Annotated in this window: 26 protein-coding genes, 1 pseudogene and 1 other annotated feature; of the genes and pseudogenes, 12 read left to right on the top strand and 15 right to left on the bottom strand. The window is 63.5% G+C overall.

What is annotated here, in order from left to right:
* Positions 1 to 116 precede the first annotated feature (116 nt).
* Genes ACI2JO_RS12230 through ACI2JO_RS12205 form a run of 6 tightly spaced genes read left to right on the top strand, consistent with a single transcriptional unit; the run spans position 117 to position 6,931 of the window.
* Positions 117 to 1,316, top strand: a complete 1,200-nt coding sequence (locus tag ACI2JO_RS12230) for a DUF1624 domain-containing protein (RefSeq protein WP_404720971.1) — start codon at positions 117 to 119, stop codon at positions 1,314 to 1,316.
* Positions 1,298 to 2,458, top strand: a complete 1,161-nt coding sequence (locus ACI2JO_RS12225; protein ID WP_404720970.1) for an alanine racemase — start codon at positions 1,298 to 1,300, stop codon at positions 2,456 to 2,458. The genes ACI2JO_RS12230 and ACI2JO_RS12225 overlap by 19 nt, the downstream gene beginning before the upstream one ends.
* A gap of 2 nt (positions 2,459 to 2,460) precedes the next feature.
* Positions 2,461 to 2,853, top strand: a complete 393-nt coding sequence (locus tag ACI2JO_RS12220) for a RidA family protein (protein ID WP_404720969.1) — start codon at positions 2,461 to 2,463, stop codon at positions 2,851 to 2,853.
* Positions 2,850 to 4,130 (top strand): NAD(P)/FAD-dependent oxidoreductase, encoded by a 1,281-nt coding sequence (locus ACI2JO_RS12215; protein ID WP_404720968.1) that lies wholly within the window; start codon positions 2,850 to 2,852, stop codon positions 4,128 to 4,130. The genes ACI2JO_RS12220 and ACI2JO_RS12215 overlap by 4 nt, the downstream gene beginning before the upstream one ends.
* The gene (locus ACI2JO_RS12210) at positions 4,127 to 5,587 is read left to right on the top strand and encodes an aldehyde dehydrogenase family protein (RefSeq protein ID WP_404720967.1); all 1,461 of its coding nucleotides are present in this window, start codon (positions 4,127 to 4,129) and stop codon (positions 5,585 to 5,587) included. Before ACI2JO_RS12215 ends, ACI2JO_RS12210 begins: the two co-directional genes overlap by 4 nt.
* 18 nt (positions 5,588 to 5,605) lie before the next feature.
* The gene (locus ACI2JO_RS12205) at positions 5,606 to 6,931 is read left to right on the top strand and encodes an NAD(P)/FAD-dependent oxidoreductase (RefSeq protein WP_404720966.1); all 1,326 of its coding nucleotides are present in this window, start codon (positions 5,606 to 5,608) and stop codon (positions 6,929 to 6,931) included.
* A 607-nt stretch (positions 6,932 to 7,538) separates the two neighbouring features.
* Here the strand turns inward: ACI2JO_RS12205 and ACI2JO_RS12200 are convergent.
* The 7 genes from ACI2JO_RS12200 to ACI2JO_RS12170 form a co-directional block, all read right to left on the bottom strand.
* Positions 7,539 to 7,682, bottom strand: coding sequence for a hypothetical protein (locus ACI2JO_RS12200; protein WP_404720965.1), 144 nt, complete (start codon positions 7,680 to 7,682; stop codon positions 7,539 to 7,541).
* Positions 7,683 to 7,735: 53 nt separating this feature from the next.
* On the bottom strand, positions 7,736 to 8,032 hold the full coding sequence (locus ACI2JO_RS12195; protein ID WP_404720964.1) for a hypothetical protein: 297 nt from the start codon (positions 8,030 to 8,032) through the stop codon (positions 7,736 to 7,738).
* A gap of 196 nt (positions 8,033 to 8,228) precedes the next feature.
* The gene (locus tag ACI2JO_RS12190) at positions 8,229 to 8,459 is read right to left on the bottom strand and encodes a hypothetical protein (RefSeq protein WP_404720963.1); all 231 of its coding nucleotides are present in this window, start codon (positions 8,457 to 8,459) and stop codon (positions 8,229 to 8,231) included.
* A gap of 53 nt (positions 8,460 to 8,512) precedes the next feature.
* Positions 8,513 to 8,689, bottom strand: coding sequence for a hypothetical protein (locus ACI2JO_RS12185; RefSeq protein ID WP_404720962.1), 177 nt, complete (start codon positions 8,687 to 8,689; stop codon positions 8,513 to 8,515).
* 172 nt (positions 8,690 to 8,861) lie between these two features.
* On the bottom strand, positions 8,862 to 9,341 hold the full coding sequence (locus tag ACI2JO_RS12180; protein ID WP_404720961.1) for a spermidine synthase: 480 nt from the start codon (positions 9,339 to 9,341) through the stop codon (positions 8,862 to 8,864).
* Between the two features lie 350 nt (positions 9,342 to 9,691).
* Positions 9,692 to 9,898 carry a cold-shock protein gene (locus ACI2JO_RS12175; RefSeq protein WP_404720960.1) on the bottom strand — a complete coding sequence of 69 codons (207 nt, stop codon included), beginning with the start codon at positions 9,896 to 9,898 and terminating at the stop codon, positions 9,692 to 9,694.
* 223 nt (positions 9,899 to 10,121) lie between these two features.
* A complete protein-coding gene (locus ACI2JO_RS12170; protein ID WP_404720959.1) occupies positions 10,122 to 10,340 on the bottom strand; it encodes a hypothetical protein in 219 nt (72 codons plus the stop codon).
* Positions 10,341 to 10,658: 318 nt separating this feature from the next.
* Here ACI2JO_RS12170 and ACI2JO_RS12165 point away from each other — a divergent pair, with 318 nt between their 5' ends.
* The 4 genes from ACI2JO_RS12165 (at position 10,659) to ACI2JO_RS12150 (ending at position 13,673) form a co-directional block, all read left to right on the top strand.
* Complete coding sequence (locus ACI2JO_RS12165; protein ID WP_404720958.1) at positions 10,659 to 10,895, top strand: hypothetical protein; 237 nt, start codon at positions 10,659 to 10,661, stop codon at positions 10,893 to 10,895.
* The gene (locus tag ACI2JO_RS12160) at positions 10,892 to 11,020 is read left to right on the top strand and encodes a hypothetical protein (protein ID WP_404720957.1); all 129 of its coding nucleotides are present in this window, start codon (positions 10,892 to 10,894) and stop codon (positions 11,018 to 11,020) included. Before ACI2JO_RS12165 ends, ACI2JO_RS12160 begins: the two co-directional genes overlap by 4 nt.
* A gap of 1,189 nt (positions 11,021 to 12,209) precedes the next feature.
* Positions 12,210 to 12,671, top strand: coding sequence for a VOC family protein (locus ACI2JO_RS12155; protein ID WP_404720956.1), 462 nt, complete (start codon positions 12,210 to 12,212; stop codon positions 12,669 to 12,671).
* A gap of 162 nt (positions 12,672 to 12,833) precedes the next feature.
* A complete protein-coding gene (locus ACI2JO_RS12150; protein WP_404720955.1) occupies positions 12,834 to 13,673 on the top strand; it encodes a hypothetical protein in 840 nt (279 codons plus the stop codon).
* 111 nt (positions 13,674 to 13,784) lie between these two features.
* On the opposite strand, the gene ACI2JO_RS12145 is transcribed toward ACI2JO_RS12150, so the two are convergent.
* The 7 genes from ACI2JO_RS12145 to ACI2JO_RS12115 form a co-directional block, all read right to left on the bottom strand.
* Positions 13,785 to 14,018 carry a cold-shock protein gene (locus tag ACI2JO_RS12145; protein ID WP_004213294.1) on the bottom strand — a complete coding sequence of 78 codons (234 nt, stop codon included), beginning with the start codon at positions 14,016 to 14,018 and terminating at the stop codon, positions 13,785 to 13,787.
* Between the two features lie 18 nt (positions 14,019 to 14,036).
* Positions 14,037 to 14,384 carry a TraR/DksA family transcriptional regulator gene (locus tag ACI2JO_RS12140; protein ID WP_404720954.1) on the bottom strand — a complete coding sequence of 116 codons (348 nt, stop codon included), beginning with the start codon at positions 14,382 to 14,384 and terminating at the stop codon, positions 14,037 to 14,039.
* Between the two features lies 1 nt (position 14,385).
* Positions 14,386 to 15,228 carry a universal stress protein gene (locus ACI2JO_RS12135; protein WP_404720953.1) on the bottom strand — a complete coding sequence of 281 codons (843 nt, stop codon included), beginning with the start codon at positions 15,226 to 15,228 and terminating at the stop codon, positions 14,386 to 14,388.
* Positions 15,229 to 15,239: 11 nt separating this feature from the next.
* On the bottom strand, positions 15,240 to 16,724 hold the full coding sequence (locus ACI2JO_RS12130; protein ID WP_404720952.1) for a SulP family inorganic anion transporter: 1,485 nt from the start codon (positions 16,722 to 16,724) through the stop codon (positions 15,240 to 15,242).
* 86 nt (positions 16,725 to 16,810) lie between these two features.
* Positions 16,811 to 16,865, bottom strand: a sequence feature (sul1 is cis-regulatory element that is thought to sense ions involved in sulfur or methionine metabolism; They are found in Alphaproteobacteria).
* A gap of 136 nt (positions 16,866 to 17,001) precedes the next feature.
* Positions 17,002 to 17,781, bottom strand: coding sequence for a sulfite exporter TauE/SafE family protein (locus ACI2JO_RS12125; RefSeq protein ID WP_404720951.1), 780 nt, complete (start codon positions 17,779 to 17,781; stop codon positions 17,002 to 17,004).
* A 7-nt stretch (positions 17,782 to 17,788) separates the two neighbouring features.
* Entirely contained in the window at positions 17,789 to 18,307 is a 519-nt protein-coding gene (locus ACI2JO_RS12120; RefSeq protein ID WP_404720950.1) for a rhodanese family protein, read from the bottom strand.
* Between the two features lie 4 nt (positions 18,308 to 18,311).
* Positions 18,312 to 18,629 carry an ArsR/SmtB family transcription factor gene (locus ACI2JO_RS12115; protein WP_404720949.1) on the bottom strand — a complete coding sequence of 106 codons (318 nt, stop codon included), beginning with the start codon at positions 18,627 to 18,629 and terminating at the stop codon, positions 18,312 to 18,314.
* Positions 18,630 to 18,697: 68 nt separating this feature from the next.
* On the opposite strand from ACI2JO_RS12115, the gene ACI2JO_RS12110 reads away from it, so the two are divergent.
* Positions 18,698 to 19,567 carry an MBL fold metallo-hydrolase gene (locus tag ACI2JO_RS12110; RefSeq protein WP_404720948.1) on the top strand — a complete coding sequence of 290 codons (870 nt, stop codon included), beginning with the start codon at positions 18,698 to 18,700 and terminating at the stop codon, positions 19,565 to 19,567.
* A 124-nt stretch (positions 19,568 to 19,691) separates the two neighbouring features.
* Here ACI2JO_RS12110 and ACI2JO_RS12105 read toward each other — a convergent pair whose 3' ends face one another.
* Positions 19,692 to 19,970: a hypothetical protein gene (locus ACI2JO_RS12105; RefSeq protein ID WP_404720947.1), complete on the bottom strand. Its 279-nt coding sequence runs from the start codon at positions 19,968 to 19,970 to the stop codon at positions 19,692 to 19,694.
* Positions 19,971 to 20,136: 166 nt separating this feature from the next.
* On the opposite strand from ACI2JO_RS12105, the pseudogene ACI2JO_RS12100 reads away from it, so the two are divergent.
* Positions 20,137 to 20,331, top strand: a pseudogene (locus ACI2JO_RS12100) (GFA family protein); the annotation flags it as partial.
* Positions 20,332 to 20,365: the final 34 nt, after the last annotated feature.

Below are 20,365 nucleotides of genomic sequence, written 5' to 3'. Positions count from 1 at the left end.
CCGGTCGCTTCCGCCGCATGACTTCGTGCGGCGGGGGCGCGATACGGCCGATGTTGCCACGGGTTCAGCATCATAAGAACAAGGTCGGCATGGATCGTCGAGCAGGGGGAACAAGGATGGGCGCAACTATCGCTGCCACGCCGATGTCGATCGGTAACGCTTCCGCCACGCCGGCCACCGCAACACGACCGCGCTTGCAGAGCATCGATGCGCTGCGCGGGTTGGTGATGGTCGTCATGCTGCTGGATCACGTCCGGGAAACGTGGTTCGTGCATGTGCCGGTCGCCGATCCGATCGATGCGCATACCGCGCCGGTGGCGTTGCTGATCGCGCGGCTGCTGGTCAGCATCTGCGCGCCGGTGTTCGTCGCGCTGACCGGCCTGGGCGTCTATCTGTACCGCGCCAACCACACGCTTGCCGAGACGACGCATTATCTGCTGACCCGCGGCCTGATCCTGATGGCGTTCGATGTCCTCTACCTCTCGGAGCTTTACTGGGGGATCACGACGCCGACACTGTGGTTGCAGGTGATCTGGTGCATTGGCGTGTGCATGATCGTGCTCGCCGCACTGATCCGCTTGCCGCACCGGATGCTGATCGCGATCGGACTGGTCATCGTGTGCGGGCACAATCTGCTCGATCCGATCCGCTTCCAGCCCGGCGATCCGCTGTTCATCCCCTGGGCATTGCTGCACCAGCGCGACGCGATCGTGCTGCCGATCGGGCTGACCTTGAAGACCACCTATCCGGTGCTCGCCTGGATCGGGGTGATCCTGCTCGGCTACGGGATCGGCCCGTGGTTCGGGCCAAGTGTCGACATCCGCACGCGGCAACGCCGCTTGCTGCGGCTGGGTATCGCCATGCTGCTGGCGTTCGTGGTGCTGCGCGGGATCAACGTCTACGGGGACAAGCCGTGGTTCGTCGTCGCGGACAGCCCGGTGCGAACCGTCATGAGCTTCCTGTCGATGACCAAATACCCGCCGTCGCTGCTGTTCCTGCTGCCGACGCTCGCGGCCGGCGTGTTGCTGCTGGTGTGGTGCGAACGGTTCCGCGACCTGCCCGTCGTGCCCGCGCTGGCCGTGTTCGGCGCGGCGCCGATGTTCTTCTACCTCTTCCACCTCACCATGCTGCGGATCCTGTATCATGTCGCACTGGCGATGTTCGGACCCAACCAGGGCACGGTGTTCGGCGTCGGCAGCTATGGTTGGGTGTTGCTGTGGTATGTCGCGTTGATCGTGCCGCTGTATGTGCCGACCGTCTGGTTCTCGCGCCTGAAGAAGCGGCGGCGCGATATCGCATGGCTGAAGTACTTCTGATGCCGCGCGACACGCTTGACACGATCGCGACCCCCGCTCTCGTCCTCGACCTCGCGCGCGTCGACCGCAACGTCGCCCGGCTGCGCGCGCATCTGGCGGGGCTGGGCGTCGCATTGCGGCCGCATCTCAAGACCGCCAAATCGGTCGATGTCGCGCGGCGCCTGTTCCCGGAAGGCTGGGGCCCGATTACGGTGTCGACGCTGGCCGAGGCGGAATATTTCGCCGCCGCGGGTGCGACCGACATCACCTATGCGGTTGGTCTGTCCCCCGACAAGATCGCGCGCGTCGGCGCGCTGATCGCCGGCGGCGTGGACATGACGGTGCTGATCGACAGCGTCGCGCAGGCGGACGCGCTGGGCCACGCTGCACGCGATGGTGTTGCGCTGCCTGGCGTGCTGATCGAGATCGACTGTGACGGACACCGCGGCGGGTTGCTTCCGGACGATCCGGCGCTGATCGCCATTGCCGACCGGCTGCGTGCCGCCGGAATCGCGCTGCGTGGCGTTCTGGTTCATGCTGGCGAGTCGTACGCCTGTCGTGGCGGCGTCGGCCTGCCCGAAGCGGCCGAGCAGGAACGCGCGGTCGCGGTGACAGCAGCGCAGCGCCTGCGCGACCATGGTTTCCCGGTGCCGGTGGTCAGCGTGGGCTCCACGCCGACCGCGCATTTCGCGCGCGCGCTCGACGGCGTCAGCGAGGTTCGCGCCGGCGTGTTCATGTTCTTCGATCTCGTCATGCACGGGATCGGCGTGTGTGCGGTCGATGATATCGCGCTGTCAGTGCTGGCGACCGTGATCGGGCATCGCCTGGACAAGGGCTGGATTCTGGTCGACGCGGGATGGATGGCGATGTCGCGCGATCGTGGCACCCAACGCCATCCGGTCGATCAGGGATACGGGCTGGTGTGCGACGTCGACGGCGTGCCCTACCCGGATCTGATCGTCGCGGACGCCAGTCAGGAACATGGCATCGTCGCCGTGCGCCCCGGCAGCGGCGCGGCGCTGCCCGACCTGCCGGTCGGGGCGCGGGTCCGGATCCTGCCCAACCATGCCTGCGCGACCGGCGGGCAGCACGAGGCCTATCGAGTGGTAGGGTCCGGCGCGCGCGAGGTGATCGCGACATGGCCGCGGATGCGGGGATGGTGACGATGACGGACGACATCGAACGGCTCGCACCTGCCGGGCTGGCCCCACCGGGCGGCCATTACAGCCACGCCGTGCGCCACGGCGCACTGGTCATCACCTCGGGTCAGTTGGGGGTACGCGCGGACGGGACGCACACCGCCGACCTGCCGTTCGAGGATCAGGCGCGGCAGGCGCTCACCAACATGCTGACGGCGCTCGCCACCGCCGATGCCGGTGCGGGGGACATCCTGAAGGTCACTGCCTATATCGTGGGCGTCGAGCATTGGCCGCGCTTCAATGCGGTCTACCGGGAGATCATGGGCGACGCACGGCCGGCGCGCACCGTCGTTCCGGTGCCCGAACTACACTACGGCTATCTGGTCGAGGTCGACGCGATGGCGGTGGTGCGCTCATGAAGATGCGTTCCTACTGGATCGACACCGCGACCCCGTTCGCATTCGGCACCGACGCGCCGCCGGAGGGCGATGCCGATGTGGTGGTGGTCGGCGCGGGCTTCACCGGCCTGTCGGCCGCGCTGGCGCTGGCGAAGAAGGGCGCGAAGGTCGTCGTGCTGGAGGCGGGCAAGGTCGCCAACGCCGCATCCGGCCGCAACGGCGGGATGTGCAACAACGGCTTCGCGCAGGATTACGGCGGCATGTGCGCACGGCTCGGAACGGACCGCGCGAACCTGCTGTATCGCGCCTTCGACGCCGGCGTCGACAAGGTGGAATCGATCATCGTGCAGGAGGGAATCGACTGTGACTTCCGCCGCGTCGGCAAGCTGAAGCTGGCCGCCAAGCCCGCGCATTTCGACAAGCTGGTCCGATCGCAGGAGTTGCTCGCGCGTGAGGTCGACCCGGATACGCGGATTGTCACCCGTGCCGATCTGGGCGAGGAGATCGGAACGGACCGCTATTTCGGCGGGCTGATCTACGAAAAGGGCGCCGGGCTCCACATGGGGCGGTTCGGCCAGGGCATGGCCGAGGCCGCGGTGCGCCACGGCGCGGTCGTTCATGAGAATAATCCGGTCACTGCGCTGCGCCGGCTGAGCGGCCAGGCGCATGAGGTCGTTACGCCGAAGGGAACAATCCGCGCGCGGCAGGTGCTGCTCGCGACGGGCACGTCGCGGGTCGGCCCGCTGGGCTGGTTCCGCCGCCGGATCATCCCAGTCGGCGCGTACCTGATCGCGACCGAGCCGCTGCCGGCCGAGTTGCTCGACCGCCTCACCCCGCGGCGGCGGATGACCACCGACACGAAGAACTTCGTCGCCTATTTCCGCACCACGCCCGACGACCGCATATTGTTCGGCGGCCGCGCGCGGTTCTCCAGCCGCTCCGACGCCGCGTCGGACGCGCGGAGCGGCGCGATCCTGCGCAAGACGATGGTCGAGATCTTTCCTCAATTGGCCGATACGCGAATCGACTATTGCTGGGGTGGGATGGTCGACATGACCCGCGATCGTCTGCCCCGCGCGGGCGAACGCGACGGCCTCTTCTATTCGCTGGGCTACAGCGGTCACGGCACGCAGATGTCGACCTATATGGGCGCGATCATGGCCGAGGTGCTGGACGGTCGCGCGGAGCTGAATCCCTGGCGAGACTTCGATTGGCCGGCCATCCCCGGCTACTTCGGCACACCTTGGTTTTTGCCGTTCGTCGGCGCCTATTACCGCTATCAGGATCTCGTGCGATGATCGACGACGCCATCAGGCTTGATGTGCGCCAGGGCGTGTATCTCGACGGTCGCTGGGAGGACACATCGGGCACCGGCACCCTGCCCGTCGTCAACCCCGCGAACGAGGCGGTGGTCGCGCGGGTCGCGGCGGGCGTCCCCGATGATCTCGATCGCGCGGTCGCCGCCGCGCGCGCGGCCTTCCCCGCCTTCGCCGCCACGCCGGTCGCCGAGCGCAAGGCGCTGCTCGAGCGGATCCATGCGCTGCTCCTCGACCGCGCCGAGCCGCTGGCGCAGGTGCTGGTGGAGGAGATGGGGGCGACGATCACCCACGCGCGCACGGCGCATGTGCCCTTGGCCGCCGCGCATGTGCGGGTAGCGGCCGAGCTGCTGGCCGACTATTCGTTCCTCACGCTCCACGGCACCACCGCGATCGTGCGCGAGCCGATCGGCGTGTGCGGGCTCATCACGCCGTGGAACTGGCCGCTGTACCAGATTACCGCGAAAGTCGCGCCGGCGTTGGCCACCGGCTGCACCGTCGTGCTGAAGCCCAGCGAATTGTCGCCGCTCAGCGCGTTGATGTTCGCGCAGATCGTTCATGATGCCGGCGCCCCGCGCGGTGTCTTCAATCTGGTCAACGGCGGCGGGTCGGACGTCGGGGCGGCGATGGCCGCGCATCCAGACATCGATATGATCTCGATCACCGGATCGAACCGCGCGGGCGTGCTGGTCGCGCAGGCGGCGGCGGCGACCGTCAAGCGCGTCACCCAGGAACTGGGCGGCAAGTCGCCCAACATCCTGCTGCCCGACGCGGACGTCGCGCGGGTCGTGCCGACGGGGGTGATGGCGGCGTTCCGCAACGTCGGGCAATCCTGCAGTGCCCCGACGCGGATGATCGTCCCACGCGCGCGGCTGGCGGAGGTGGAGGCGCATGCGCACGCCACCGCGGCGGCGATCGTGGTCGGCGATCCCGGCGATCCGGCGACGATGCTCGGACCGATCGCCAACCGGATGCAATACGACCGCGTACAGTCGATGATCGCCGCCGGGATCGCCGATGGCGCAACGCTGCTGTGCGGCGGGCCGGGACGCGTCGACGGCCACGATCGCGGCTTTTTTGCGCGCCCGACCATCTTTTCCGACGTCACCACCACGATGCGGATCGCGCAGGAGGAGATTTTCGGCCCGGTGCTGGCGATCCTCCCCTACGACGATGTCGACCACGCGGTCGCGATCGCCAACGACACAGTCTTCGGGCTTGGCGGACATGTGCAGGGCGCCGATCTCGATCAGGCGCGCGCCGTCGCCCGCCGCATCCGCACCGGACAAGTCCATATCAACCATCCCGCCTGGGATCCCCATGCACCGTTCGGGGGATACAGGCGGTCGGGCAACGGCCGCGAATATGGCGTCTACGGTCTGGAGGAATATCTCGAGACCAAGGCGATCCTCGGCTTCGCCCCGCCGACCGGCTCCTGACGCAAGGCTTATCTCATCATGCCCGCACCATTGCGCATCATCGCCGGCTCCACCGACGTGCCCGCCGAGGCCGACGCGGTGGTCATCGGCGGCGGCATCATCGGCAGCTTCGCCGCCTATTATCTTGCAAAGCGCGGCCTGAAGGTCGCGCTGGTCGAGAAGGGCGTCGTCGGCGGGGAGCAATCGAGCCGCAACTGGGGCTGGTGCCGGCAACAGAATCGCGACGCGCGCGAGTTGCCGATCTCCACGAAAAGCCTCGATCTGTGGGAATCGTTCGAGGCCGATACGGGCGAGCGTACCGGCTTCCGGCGCTGCGGCCTGCTGTATCTCAGCGACAGCGAGGCCGAGCTGGCCGGATGGGCGCGCTGGGGCGACTTCGCACGCTCGGTCGGCGTGGATACCCGGATGCTGAACACGGCGGAGGCGACCGAACGCGCCGCGCTCACCGGTCGATCGTGGCGCGGCGGCGTCTTCTCGCCGAGCGACGGCATCGCAGATCCCGGGCTTGCGGCGCCCGCGGCGGCGGCGGCGGTAATGGCGCTCGGCAGCACCGTGCATCAAGGCTGCGCGGCACGGGGGATCGAGACAACCGGCGGGGCGGTCAGCGGCGTGGTGACCGAGAAAGGCACGATCCGCACGAAGATCGCCATCCTGTCCGGCGGCGCGTGGGCATCGTCCTTCTGCCATCAGCTTGGCATACGCTTCCCGCAGGCGGCGGTCCGGCAATCGATCATGGCGGTGGCAAGTGGCGACCTGCGTCTGCCCGACGCACTGCATACCGCGGCGGTCTCGATCACGCGGCGCGGCGAGGGCTGCCATTCGATTTCAATCAGCGGCCGCGCGCGCGTCGACCCGACCGCCCAGTTCCTCCGCTTCAATCGCGAATTCGTGCCGATGTTCCTGAAGCGCTGGCGGAGCCTGTCGCCCGGCAGTCTCGAGGCGCTGCGTGCCGGTCACGAAACGTTGGCGCGCTGGCACCTCGACCGCCCGACCCCGATGGAGCGGATGCGGATCCTTGATCCCAGCCCGGATCTTACGACGCTGCGCCGCACCCTCGAACGAGCCGTCGATCTGTTCCCCGCGCTGGCCAGCGCGCCGGTGGTCGGTCGTTGGGCCGGGTACATCGACAGCACGCCCGACGGTGTCGCGACCATGAGCGAAATTCCCGCGCTACCGGGCTTCCTCCTCGCGGCGGGATTCAGCGGACACGGCTTCGGCGTCGGCCCCGGCGCAGGCCACCTTCTCGCAGATTTGGCAACCGGTCAGCCCCCGATTGTCGACCCCCGTCCCTACAGTCTCTCACGCTTCGACCGGCGTGGCGATGTCGACGTGGCGAACTTCTAGAACGGCAACCATGCCTAACAGGGAGCGCACCGGCCGCAGCAATTACGGCGACGGTGCGCGGGAAATCGTCCACTCCCGCCGCTTGTCGAGGAAGGGCCGCAGTTCCTCACGCAAAACCTGCCGTAAATAGAGGTCGCGCCGCGTTTGGAGAGGCGGGTGCACCTCGTCGTCGCCGCTGTTACGTTTGTAACAGCCGTCGGTCAAACAATGGCCGACGCGCTGAAGTTTCCAGCCTTTCAAATGGATGGAAAGGGATAGTCCCACTTACAGGACTCGGACCTGTGACCCCGCATTACGAAGGCCAGGGAAGAGACACGGAAAGGCTAGGAAAATCAGGCTCTCAGCAAACAATGCCGCCTTGAGAATCGAGCCGACCCACGCGGTTCCCAAACTGGGCAGAAGGCCTGCACCGGCGGTTTCCTAGCGGACGCACTTTGCCGTTGTCACGTCGGCTATCACGACCTGCGCCATACTCAGCATGGTGGTCCGCAGCCGCCGCAAACGGAAATGCAGGATCGCCAAACGAACGCGAACGCGGCTCGCCCCACGGGGGTTAGTAATGATTGAACAAGTCGCGGCGACACTGACGAGGCGCCACCGCGATAGGCTACTCGCCGTCTTTGTCGCGCGCATCGCCCTTGAGATCGTGAGCAGTAAGATCCTCCTGACGTTTGCCGACGATGTCCCGATCTTCACCATTCTTGCCGGGATCATGTCGGCCACCGTCAGCAGCCTTGTCGTCGTTTGCCACGGTTCTAATCTCCTAAGAGGGAGCGGGAAGAGCAGACACGCTCCCCACCCTGTTCAAGTGTGCACCCGCAGCCTCTTATTGTTGGCTGCGACTTTCGGATGGTAGAGTTCGATGAAACATTGGAGTGCAGAAAGCGGTGAAAGGCCTATGGCTCCCGTCATGTATCGGGATTGAAGCTCAACGGCGGCAACGGCCTTCTCCGTCATCATCATCTCGACTTCTTCCACAGCGTCGAAACCGCCGCTCGCGATTCGAGTCATGCGGAGCGACACCACCGAGGCTGCCTCGGCACCTAGCATCCACAAATCGACGCCGGCGGTTGCCCAAGCCCGTAAACTTCTTTGGTCCATGCGCGATCTCATTAATCTGGCACGGTTTCGCAGGTGGCCCTGTGCGAAAGGTGTTGCAGCGCCTCGGTGGCGTGCCGTTCCGCGACATACAGCACCCCGGCCCATCGCTGGTGAGCGTCGGACCACAAGCCCCAGCGTCCGGCGTGCTCGCCATCTCCGATGCGTGCCACGCGCAACGTCGAATTGTTCACGAGCGCTAAGCCGCGATCGTCTGCGTAAACGGCGTGACGGCGATGATCGCAGCCGACACCACGTCGAAACCCTCGGCGCTGCTCGCGGCGATGGCGAGGGGACGGCCATCAAGCTGGTCGTTGTGGCCGTTGAGGAAGGCTTGTGCACCTTGAAGGCCGAGGGCGGCAACCGCAAGCCTCAGGATCAATCCCTCACGCGCCGCCGCATCTCGCGAGATCTGCGGTTGGCTGGACATTGATCGAAAATAGCGACGTGGCTTCGAAGGCTCCCGCGGAGTTGCACCATCGCTCACGAAGAGCGCACCGATGTAGGATGACCGACCCCTAGCGAGAGCTGCTTAGTGGCGATCAAGGCCGCATATCCCGCGGCTCGCCCGGCATGGGAGATTTGAGCCTCTACGGAGGCAGCGTTGCTGGCCTGCGTGATCGACACCTGATGAACGCGGTAAAGCTCGTTCATGTCCATGACCCGGCTCCTTGCTGGCAAGCGGGAGCTCTCAGTCTCTCAGCCGACTGCGCTCGCAATAGGGAAGCAATCGGTAACGGCTATATGGGTAGGCGCGGTGCATTCCGCAACCAACAGGGGCCATGCGCGGAAACCTCACGCTAGCGATTATATGACGCGTCGAAACGGCTGGCTAGCTTGAGGGCGACGATCCCGGCCGCTTGGCGATCCATATGACGTGAGGAGCATCGTCTTCATGGCCGCCGCCGTGCATGACCATAGTCTCTACGGCGAACCCGGTCGACCGCAGGCGCTTCGTAAAAGCTTCATCGGGGTAGGAGGACCACACAGCAAGAACGCCGCCCGGCACGAGCGCGGCGTAGGTCGCCCGCAGGCCCCAATCGCAATAAAGTCGGTCGTTTGCGAGCTGGATCAGGCCGTCAGGGCCATTGTCGACGTCCAGCAGGATTGCATCATACCCTTCGGCAGCCGCCGCGATCATGTCGTGAACGTCTGCGATCGCGATCGTCGTGTAGGGATGCTCAATCGATCCTTGGAAGATGCCGGCAAGCGGACCCCGCGCCCAAGCGACGACCTGCGGCACCAACTCCGCGACGACGATCATTGCGGGCGCCGGGAAGGCTGCTTGTGCGGCCGCGAGCGTGAAGCCCATTCCCAACCCCCCGATCAGCAATCGCTGTGCAGCTCGCCCCAGCCGCTCCGCGACCAACGTGGCCAATGCCTCTTCTGACCGAAAGGCCCAGCTGCCCATGAGTTGCTCTTCCCCGAAGAGAATCTCGAACCCGTCGCTGTGTCGATAAAGCTGAAGGCGTCCACCGCCTGGAATGTCCGCCGTGTCCAGCAGGACACCCCAATGATCTGCCGGGCTCGACTTTGAAGCGCGGTCGGGTTCTACTCCGCCCAAGCGAAGTGTCCGATGGTTAGCTTGGCTGTCATCACGCTGGCACTTTCATAGATCAAACAGAGGTGACGCTGCCGCCGATAGCAGCGCATTTGCCCGTGCTAAGCAGATTGCAGATTGACCGCGCTCGTCTTCCCGCGCTTGTCTGTTTCCAACTCGTAAGAAACGCGTTGATCACGATCGAGCGTGCGCATGCCCGCGCCCTCTACCGCAGTGATGTGTACGAAGGCGTCACCGCTTCCGTCCTCGGGCGCGATAAAGCCATAGCCTTTTTCAACATTAAAGAATTTTACAACACCGGTGATCATGATCATTCCTTGACAATGGGTGTATTGTATCATTCCGCTAAGGCGGGATGACCGCTGTAAATGATGGATCGAGGGTGAGCTTCGAACATGGCGCTTGGCACGCCATGTCTTCTCCGAAGCATCAATCGTCCTGCTGAGGACGCGGCTGTTCTGTCGAGGACCGCAGAGCGGCCCAGCATATCGCGGCTGCAAGTATGGCGGGGTGGAGTACGTGCCGTTGGGCCTAGCGATGCGCGGTCACCAAGGGCGTACGACGCACCGTTCCTTCAATGATCTTACCCGCGAAGATTTTTCGCATCGTGTCAGCACCGTCCGGCCGCGACAAGACCACGCGTGTTCCGCCGGAAACGAGCGCCTCAACCGCACTTACGTCAACTTGCTCGCTCTTGCATTTGGCCAGGACGGTTGCCACCGCCTCCTTGACGTTTATGGCTCTGGACATCGCAGCTCCTCATCAAAGCGGGAGCACATGTCTCTCTGCCAGGCCAATGCTAAGATATTTAGACCCGGTCGGATTGTATTAGTGACACGGCCCCACTCGGTCAAGGCAGGAATATACAGCCTCAAAAATGGTAGATTTGACGTCGCCTGATCATCGACAATCGAACGCCAAAGACTTCTCGCGGAGTGATGCGACCCAGCCGATCGACAGCATTGAAGTTCGACAAACCTCCACTACATTACAGTTTATCATTGGCACGGCAACGTAAGCGCCAATGGCTGAGAGACAAGCGCTCCCGCTTACGACGGAGACGCTGCCATGGACCTCAAGGATCTCTATCTTCGCCAGCGCATCTCGGCAGCAGCCGCAGCCGCGGCTACCTCGCCAGAAGCACGGCTCGCACACCGGCAATTGGCCGCTGGCTATGCAAGCCGCATCGCAGATTTTGACGCGCCGAATGAGGAGCGATATTCGTCAACCGCTTTGAAGGGCACCTCTGAAGCGCTCGTTGTTTCGCCCCCTTTAGACGGCAGTCGGGGCGAAGTCGCCCAATGAGCTGGCTGTGGATGATGATCGCTGCAATATGGGGTGGGCCACTTGTCGCCGCTGGTATTCTCGCCAGCGGCTCTTTCATTTTCAAGCCGTTCGGTATTTGGCTGCGGCGACATCTGATCGGGTGATGAGCGAGGCTTTCACGCCGAAAAGACGCTGGACGCAGACCGATATCAGTCAGCTCCGCCGAGAAGTTGCGGATGGCGCAACTATCGATGCGCTATCAACCAACCTCGCGAGGGAGCCTGAAGAGGTATTTCGCATGGCGGCTCGACTTAATGTAGTCATAACCGCACCGTTGTGCCCGTGATCTGATCAACATCAGGTAAAAAGGATTGAACCCAGCCGCTCACTGGGTTCTTTTGCATTCCTATGTTTTGAGGTAGCGTAGCAACATACCATGTTCTAGTAATTGAAGACGGTTGGTTTACCGCGACTATATTGCACAGATTTGCGAGTAAGGGGGAGCAGTCTCGGTCCAAATGGTTCCAACTGAGTGCGATGCGGTCACGGTTGCGCGGGCAATCCGTCCCGACATCATAACCTCCGATGTACGACTTCTTGAAGGCGACGCCCCCACGGCCGTTTCGCAGATTCATTTAGAGGCAGGCGCAATCCCTGTCATATACATTACCGCGATTCCTTCCGCATGCGAGTATTGCCCGCTGCCAAGCGCCGTCCTGCCAAAGACGATTGACAGTATTCTTTTTCTAAGAACATTTCGATGGCTCGCACAGGAAAAAGGAGAAATCTGCTAGGAGATACCGTCCGCAGACGTCCGCGCCAGCTTCGTCGATCAGCTAGCTACCTGCATCCATCTATCTTGTAGTGACGCCAGTAGCGATTCTAGCGAGTAGCAGCCCCGGCTGTCACCGCCGCGAAAGACAGCGATCGGGCAGTGCGCAGCGGCGACCACGCGCTTGTAGCTGTTGCCGGCCGGCTGGCAGGCGGGCCGCTTGTCGAGTGACAAGCGCTCCACGTTTTAATAGGTTCGCTTCGCGACATGATCGTGTCAGACGGCGGCAAGCCGCGGCGCAGCTGGTCGGCGACACGGCGCTGCGCTCTCAAAGTCCCGGGCCTTTACCCCGTCCCTTCGATGGGCCGGTCTCTAGGTCCAGGTGGATGAAGAAACAGCGGTCACGTCAGCCGGCGTCTGGTCGGTCAGCTCCTTTCAGTTTCCGTGAAAGGTTCCTTCCCGAAAAAGCATCCGTGCCCTAATGCGCCACCATGAAGATCTTGTTTGTCATGCTGTTGGCGTCGGTTGCAGCCGGAGCTCAGGCACAGACAGCGTAAGCACGGCCCAGTGAGAATGCAGCAATGGATGACGCCGCAAACGTAATTACCGTGGATCACACAGGCTTCGCCGTATCGTCTCTGGACGAAGCCATTCGGTTTTGGACGGAAGCGCTCGGCTTCACACTTGAGCGACAATCGGAGATGGGGGGCGACTTCCTGCATCAGGTGACAGGTGTCGACGATCCGAGTGTGAAAACGGCGATCGTTAGGGCACCAAGCGGGTATGCGGTCGAATTGCTGCACTATTCGAAAGGGCGCCAGAATGGGGCGGTGCCTTCCAGCGCGGGGGCGATTGGTGCGGCTCACCTGGCTCTGACCGTGAAAGACATTCATGCCGCCATTGGTCACGTCGAAGCAGCAGGATGGAAGGCGAAAGGTAGTCCGTTGCCGATCGCCGGTGGGCCAAGGAAGGGAACGTTGGTGGCCTACGTTTCAGGCCCCGATCATATCACGATAGAGCTTATGCAGCCGCCAGCCCGATAATGAGCTTACGGAAGTCGTCCCGCTTCACCATCCAAATGGGGACGCCCCGCCCGTCTCGTTGGCCGTTCCTAATCGGCAATTAAGGCGATGGCCGGACGCGATCGTCGTTGCGCAAGCTAGAATTTCGCGACACGTTCGATCGCTCGTAAAGAAAAGGCCGACATGCTTCTGACTGCTTGGCTAGCTGTGACCGCCTCAGCACTGACTTGCCCGCCCGTTGATGGCTTTGACAAGGTCATCGCGGCATCAAATGCACGGTGGATCGTGGCGGGCGAAGTGCACGGCACGAATGAGATGCCGGCTATGTTTTTAAATCTTGTGTGCCTCGCATCCCGCGCCAGCCCTGTTGTTGTCGCGGTTGAACAACCGGAGCAGGATCAACCGGCAATCGACGCATACTTGAAGTCAGATGGCAGTAAGAAAGCCGAGGCGGCGTTTCTACAGGCGACGATGTGGCGGGCTGGTCAGCCTGACAGTGTCCTGGATGGACGTTCGAGCGAAGCGATGTTCAGGCTGTTCCAAAACCTTTGGCAGCAACACAAGCAAGGTCATGTCATTCGCGTGATTGCGTTCGAGCCAAGCCTTAAATTCAAGGATGGCGCTTTTCTGATGCCATGGATGGGCGACAAGCCTGTCGATCAAAATGAGTTTGAGCGGCGGATGGCCAACCTGCTGAGGAATGGGTCATTAAAGGCACGAGCAATGCTAGTGCTTACCGGGTCGGCGCATGCTCGACAGATACCTATGGATAATTTGCCAAGTCTGCGACCAATGGCATCATTTTTGCCTAAAAATGAGACCCTGACGCTTGTTTTAACCTCACATGGCAAAGGTAAGGCTTGGAACTGCTTGGAGGGTGGCTGTGGAGTGCATCAAGTAGAAGAGCGTTCGCGGCAACAGCGCGGCGTAGTCTTTGAGAAACACCCGAATCAGGCATTTTCAGGCACCGTATTTCTTGGAACGCCTTTGACAGCGTCAAACCCGCAGAAGGGGTCAAGCTAGCCCGTCGGTTTCAGATATCGGCTGAGCGGAAGCCACTAACGGTTCTCGAAACTCGATCCCAAACGGGACGGCGGCGGCTGTCCCGCGGGCCGTCAGTTTTTAGGAGATTGCTTATCGCCCGGGCGGGGGCGGTTCATCGAACAGCATCTCCAGATCGTCGGCTTCAAACCCGCCCTTGGGACGCTCGACGAGCGTGAAGCGCCAGCGCTGTCCGCGTCTTAGCTCGGTGAACCCGGCGCGCTCCGCCGCTCGGACGTGGACGAATACCTTGGGCTGTTTATCGTCACGCGAGATGAAGCCCCAGGCCCCACCACGGTCGAGATATTTGATCGTGCCGGTCGGCATGATGCCTTCCTTTCAGGCTTAGCCCTCCTTGGCGCAGGCGAGGCACATCGCCGTCGCAGGCGCATGATCAAGGCGCCTGGCCTCGATTTCCTCGCCGCAACGGACGCACCAGCCATCGTCGCCGCTGCCGATCCGCCTCAGCGCCGCATCGATGCGGTTGCGTTCGACCTGGCGGTGCCGCTGCGCGGCCAGAGCCATTGCCTGCACCTGCATGACGTCGATCCGCGACAGACGGCCGACGCTTTCCTGATCGAGCGCGACCGGGGCGCGTGTTTCCTCGGCCGCCGCATCATCAACGACGAGCTGATCGCGGAGCGCCAGCAATTGCCGACGCCGCGCTCCGAGGTTCGCTGCGCCCCCGGCCATGTCAGCGCACCAGCAGCACGGGCGCGCGGACGGTGCGGATCATCGTCGTGGTGGTGCTGCCGATGATCAGGGTGCGGAGTGGCGAATGTCCGTAGGCACCCATCACCAGCATCGCGTCGGGATGCGCCGCCATATAATCGCCGATCACCACATCGACCTTGCCGTCACGCAGGACGGTTTCCGCACAAGCTGGTAGCGCGCTGGCCGCTGCGCCGAGCTGGTCGCGGTGTTTGCCATCATCCGGCCCCGCCATGACGAGATGTACCGGCAAACCGCCGAACAATGGTGAGGTAGCGACATGACGGACAGCGCGGCAGGCGGCCGGGCTGTTGTCGAACGCGATCACCACCGCGTCGGGTGCCTTGGCATCGCGCGAGGCGATCAGCACCGGCTTGTCGCTGGCGCGCACGACCCGTTCGACCTTGGAGCCGATATGGTCGGTCGCGAACTCGCCCGACGCGCCGCGCTTGCCGATGATAACCAGCGCAGCATCGGCTTCACGCTCGACGATCGTCTCCACGATCCCGCCATGCAGGTGCATGGACGCGACCGTGACGCCCTGTTCCTTCAGGCGGGCACCGCCGGCATCCAGCAGGATGCGCCCTTCCTCGATGGCGAGACGACCCGCCGCTTCCTCGATGCGGGTCAGCTCTTCCAGCAGCTCGCTTTTGACGCCGAGGCCGATCGCGCCGCTGTGATCGTTGCGCGATGCCACGGCATCCTTGCGCTGGACGACGTGCAGCAACTCGACATCGGCACCGAGCCGGGTAGCGGCCCAGGCCGCCAGATCAACGACGCTGGCCGCGTAGGTGGATGCGTCGATGCAGGCCAATATGCGGTTCATAAGCCCTCTCCTCAGTGGGCGCCGAGCGCCGCTTCGACGCCGGGCTTGTCATGGACGGCGAAGCGATCGACCATCGTCGCGCTCGCCTGATTGAGGCCGATGACCTCGACATGGGTGCCTTCGCGACGGAACTTGAGGATGGCCTTGTCGAGACTCCCTACCGCCGAAATGTCCCAGAAGTGCGCGGCGGTCAGGTCGATGACCACATTGTCCAGCACCTCCTTGAAGTCGAAGGCGTCGGCGAACCGTTCGGACGAGGCGAAGAACACCTGACCCGACACACGGTAGGTCCGCGTCCTGCCGTCTGCACTCAGCGCGGTTGCAACGTCGAACAGACGCTTGACCTTGCTGGCGAAGAACAGCCCCGACAGGATCACGCCTGCGACCACGCCCTGCGCCAGGTCATGCGTCGAGACGACGACCAGCACCGTCACCAGCATGACGACGGACGACTGCCACGGATGACTCTTGAGGTTCTTGATCGATCCCCACGAGAAGGTGCCGATTGACACCATGATCATCACCGCGACCAGCGCCGGCATCGGAATGCGGGCGACCAGCGGCCCCAGTACGACGATCAGGAACAGCAGGAATGCGCCCGACACAAAGGTGGAGAGGCGGGTCGAGCCGCCCGACTTCACGTTGATGACCGACTGCCCGATCATCGCGCAGCCACCCATCCCGCCGAAGAACCCGGTCAGGAAATTGGCGATGCCCTGCCCCTTCACCTCGCGGCGCTTGTTCGATGGCGTATCGGTCAGATCATCGACGATCTGCGCGGTCATCATCGATTCCAGCAGGCCCACGGCCGCCATTGTCAGCGAGTAGGGAAAGATGATGCGCAGCGTTTCCAGCGTGAACGGCACCTCGGGGATGCCGAACGCCGGCAGCGACGAGGGCAGTTCGCCCATGTCGCCCACGGTGTTGACCTTGATGCCGGCATAGATCGAGACGATCGTCAGGATCACGATCGCGACCAGCGGAGATGGGATCGCCTTGGTCAGGCGCGGGAACAGATAGATGATCGCCAGCCCCGCCGCGACCATCGCGTAGGCTTCCCACCCGACGTTGGTGAGCTGGGGAAGCTGCGCGATGAAGATGAGGATCGCCAGCGCGTTGACGAAGCCGGTGATGACCGAGCGCGACACATATTGCATCAGCAGGTCGAGTTTCAGGAAACCGGCGACGCCCTGGATCAGCCCCATGAGGATGGTCGCGGCAAAGAGGTATTGGACTCCGTGATCGCGGATCAGCGGCAGGACGAGAACGGCGATCGCCGCGGTTGCGGCCGAGATCATGCCGGGGCGACCGCCTACGAGCGAGATGATGACGGCGATGGAGAAGGAGGCAAACAGCCCGACGCTGGGATCGACGCCGGCAATGATCGAGAAGCCGATGGCCTCCGGGATCAGCGCGAGCGCGACGACGATGCCCGCAAGCACGTCCGCGCGCGGGTTCGAGAGCCATTCGCGTCGAAGCGAAGTAGCAAATGTCATGTAGAAACCTGATCGCAATAGCGAGGGGCGCACGCCGTCAGACGCATTCAATCAACGATGCTCGGAGCGAGGCCCAAATTCGCTATGGTTATCCCGGGGATAGGCGCCGGGCCGAGCCACCCGAATCAATCCGGGTCCGTCGAAGGCCTCTAGATAATCACTGATCGGACTATATTGCAACTGCGAACATCAGTGGCTTGCGATCCCATCATACCATCGCAAGCGGGACGGCCCCGGCCGTCCCGGACGTCGCTTGTTTGCGGGAAAACAGCGCTGCTTAGATCGATGACGAAGTGATGTAGACCCCGATCGCGATCACCACGGCGGCAAATCCGCGTTCGAGCAGCCCCTTACGGGTGCCAAGAACCTTACCCAGCGCAATACCGCCGATCGTCCCCAAAACTCCGCCTGCGACCAGCAGCGCGGTCACGCCCCAATCAACCAGACCCGACAGGGCGTAGGAGGTGGCAGTGGTCAGTCCCAGCGCGCTGACAACCACCAGCGATGTGCCGATCGCGAACGGCAGCGGCATGGCCGTTGCGAGGATCAGCCCCGGCACGATCAGGAAGCCACCCCCGATCCCAAAGAATCCGGCGGCAAGCCCGACCCCCAGCCCGATCGGCACCAGACGCGGCAGCAGCGTCGCCGCGCTTTCGCGGGTCAGCCGCACGTCTGGCGCTTCGGCCGTGCGGCGCTTGCGCAGCATCGACAGGCCGACGCCGATCATCAGCAGCCCGAACAGGGCGAGCAGCCGCTGGCCGTCGAACGCCTTGCCCAGCTCGGCCCCCAGCGCCGCGCCGATCATTCCCGACGCGGCGAAGACGCCGGCGCACCGCCACTTGACGCGACCGGCGCGTGCATGACCGATCAGGCTGGCGAGCGCGTTGGCCGTGACGGCGACAGCCGCCGTTCCGATCGCGGCGTGCGGCGATCCGACACCGACAATATAGATCAGGAGTGGCACGGCGAGGATCGACCCGCCGCCGCCGACGAGGCCGAGGATCAGGCCAATCACGCCACCCGATGCAAGCGCGGCCAGAATGGCGGCGATCTCCATGATCGCCTCAAGCAGCCGCGCGTCGGTTCCACGGCATGACGCGCAGCAGGTTGGCCATGCCGCACCACCCCGTCACGCCGGCGAACATCAGCCCGGCCCCCACCAACGCCGACAGCCCGAAGAAGCCCGGAGCGACGAACGTGCCGAGCAGCACGCCGGTCAGCACCAGCGCGCCGGCGGTGATCTGGACCTGCCGCATGATTTCTAATGGTTGTGATCGATCGGCGATAACGGGCTGTCCTGCCTGTCGCCACGCCTCGATGCCGCCCCCAAGGATGTAGGCCGGCGCGCTACCCGCTGCCGCGCGAAGCTGTGCTGCATTGGCGGCGGTGCGCATGCCCGACTTGCAGTGGAAGACGACCGGACGGCCATCGCGCGGCAGATCGCCGATCCGGTCGAGCGGCACATTCATCGCGCCGGGAATGCGCTCCCGCGCATGTTCGTCGACACCGCGAATGTCGATCAGGCGTGCGCCGCCATCGATCGCAGCATGGGCGTCGGCGGGGGAAAGGGTCGCAAGCGTCATCGCATCAATCCTTGCAGTAGAGCTGGTAGAGGGTGGCGAGCAGCGTTTCGACGCGCGCATCCGCGATGGCGTACCAGAGCGTCTGGCTCTCCCGCCGGTAGGTGACGAGGCCTTCGTCGCGCATCTTCGCGAGGTGCTGCGAGCAGGCCGATTGCGACAGCCCGACATCGCGGGCCAGGTCGCCGACCGTCACCTCGCCATGCTCGACCAGCTTGCACAGCAGCATCAGCCGACGAGCATTACCGATCGCCTTCAGCGTGTCGGCCACCTGTCCGGCCTTCGCCTCAAATGTCGCCAGATCCATCGGCGGTTTGAGCATCATCGCAACTCCATTAGGTGTTGCTTATGTAGCACCCTCTAATATATTAGCAAGAGCTAACGGAGGAAATCATGACGCAGCCCTTCATCGAGGCATTTTTCGACGAGCCGACGAACACGATCAGCTACCTCGTGGGCGATCCTTCGACGCGGACAGCGGCGGTGATCGATCCGGTGCTTGACTTCGACATGGCGAGCGGCGTCGCCGACACCCGTTCGGCCGAGCGCATCGTCGCCTTTGCCCGCCAGCACGACTGGCGGATCGCGATGGTGCTGGAGACGCACGCCCATGCCGATCACCTGTCGGCCGCTCCCTTCATCAAGGCGCATACCGGCGCATGGATCGGGATCGGCGCGCATATCCGCGACGTGCAGAAGATCTTCCGACCGGTGTTCGCGATGGATGACCTGAAGACGGATGGTTCGGACTTCGACCGGCTGTTCGATGAAGGCGACCGCTTCACGATCGGCGCATTGGAGGTCGAGGTGCTGCACGTTCCCGGTCACACCCCGGCGGATGTCGCCTACCTGATCGGTGATGCCGCCTTCGTCGGCGATACGCTATTCATGCCCGACTATGGCACCGCCCGCGCCGACTTCCCGGGCGGGGATGCGCGGACGCTCTATCGCTCGATCCGCCGGCTTTTGGCGCTGCCTGACGAGACGCGACTGTTCCTGTGCCACGACTATAAAGCACCGGGTCGCGACGACTATCGCTGGGAGACGACGGTGGGCGAGCAGCGTCGCTCAAGCGTTCATGTCCATGACGGCGTGGCCGAGGACGATTTCGTCGCCATGCGCGAGCAGCGCGATGCCGGACTATCCGTGCCCAAGCTGTTGCTGCCCTCGATCCAGGTCAACATTCGCGCGGGGCATTTCGGTGAGGCCGAGGCGAATGGCGTCACCTACCTTCGCATTCCGGTTAAGTGGAGGGCTAAGTGATGGTTGTCCCATTGACCAACCCGACCAAGACCGAACCGCAAAACCCGGGGGTTTGGCCCCAACCGTACCAGCTACCAGCAGCGCGTTCTTCAACCGCCTCAAGCATTTACTCGCGAGCTTAGTCTTACGGACCGATATCGATCGCCTCTGCCTTCGCATGACGGGTCTTCACGTCGGCGAAACCGAGCTTCATAGCCACCGCTTCGTTCCAGCCATGGGGATCGGTGCGGAAGGCGACCTTGCCATCGTCGCCGACGAAGGCGTTGTGGTAGAGAAGTCGAACCGGAATTTCGCGCGTTAGATTGACGATCTGGTAATTGCCGGAGGCGTGCGCTTGAATCCAAGCGTCGCCCATGCCCTCCTGTTCCGCCAGCATCGCCGCGAAGCTCAGCGCATCCGACACGCGAACGCAACCATGGCTCAGGTGACGCTGGCTGCGCTCGAATAACTCGGGGCGGCGGTATCGTGTGGGTAGATCGCTTGGTTGTTCGGCATGTCGAACTTGACAAGACCCAGCGCATTGTTTCCTCCCGAAGGCTGCACCCAATAGCCGTGGGAATGCGTAGGACATGACCAGTTCGGGTGGATGTCAGTGCGGAGCGGTGCGCTTCCGGGTTGAGGGTGTCCTGGAAGAGGCTTCTATCTGCCATTGTCGCATGTGTCAGAAGGCCACTGGTGGACTGTTCGGGCCTTATGTCGGAGCCCCATTCGACGCGGTAATTTGGACTCGAGGACAACCAAGCTATTTCCAAAGTTCCAGCAAGGTGCGTCGCGGCTTTTCCGGGAAGGTTACGCCGG

This window comes from Sphingomonas sp. NPDC079357, from assembly GCF_044901155.1.
Taxonomy (GTDB): Bacteria; Pseudomonadota; Alphaproteobacteria; order Sphingomonadales; family Sphingomonadaceae; genus Sphingomonas.
Note: the sequence above shows the minus strand (reverse complement) of the source record. Positions and strands in the feature narration are given on the sequence as shown.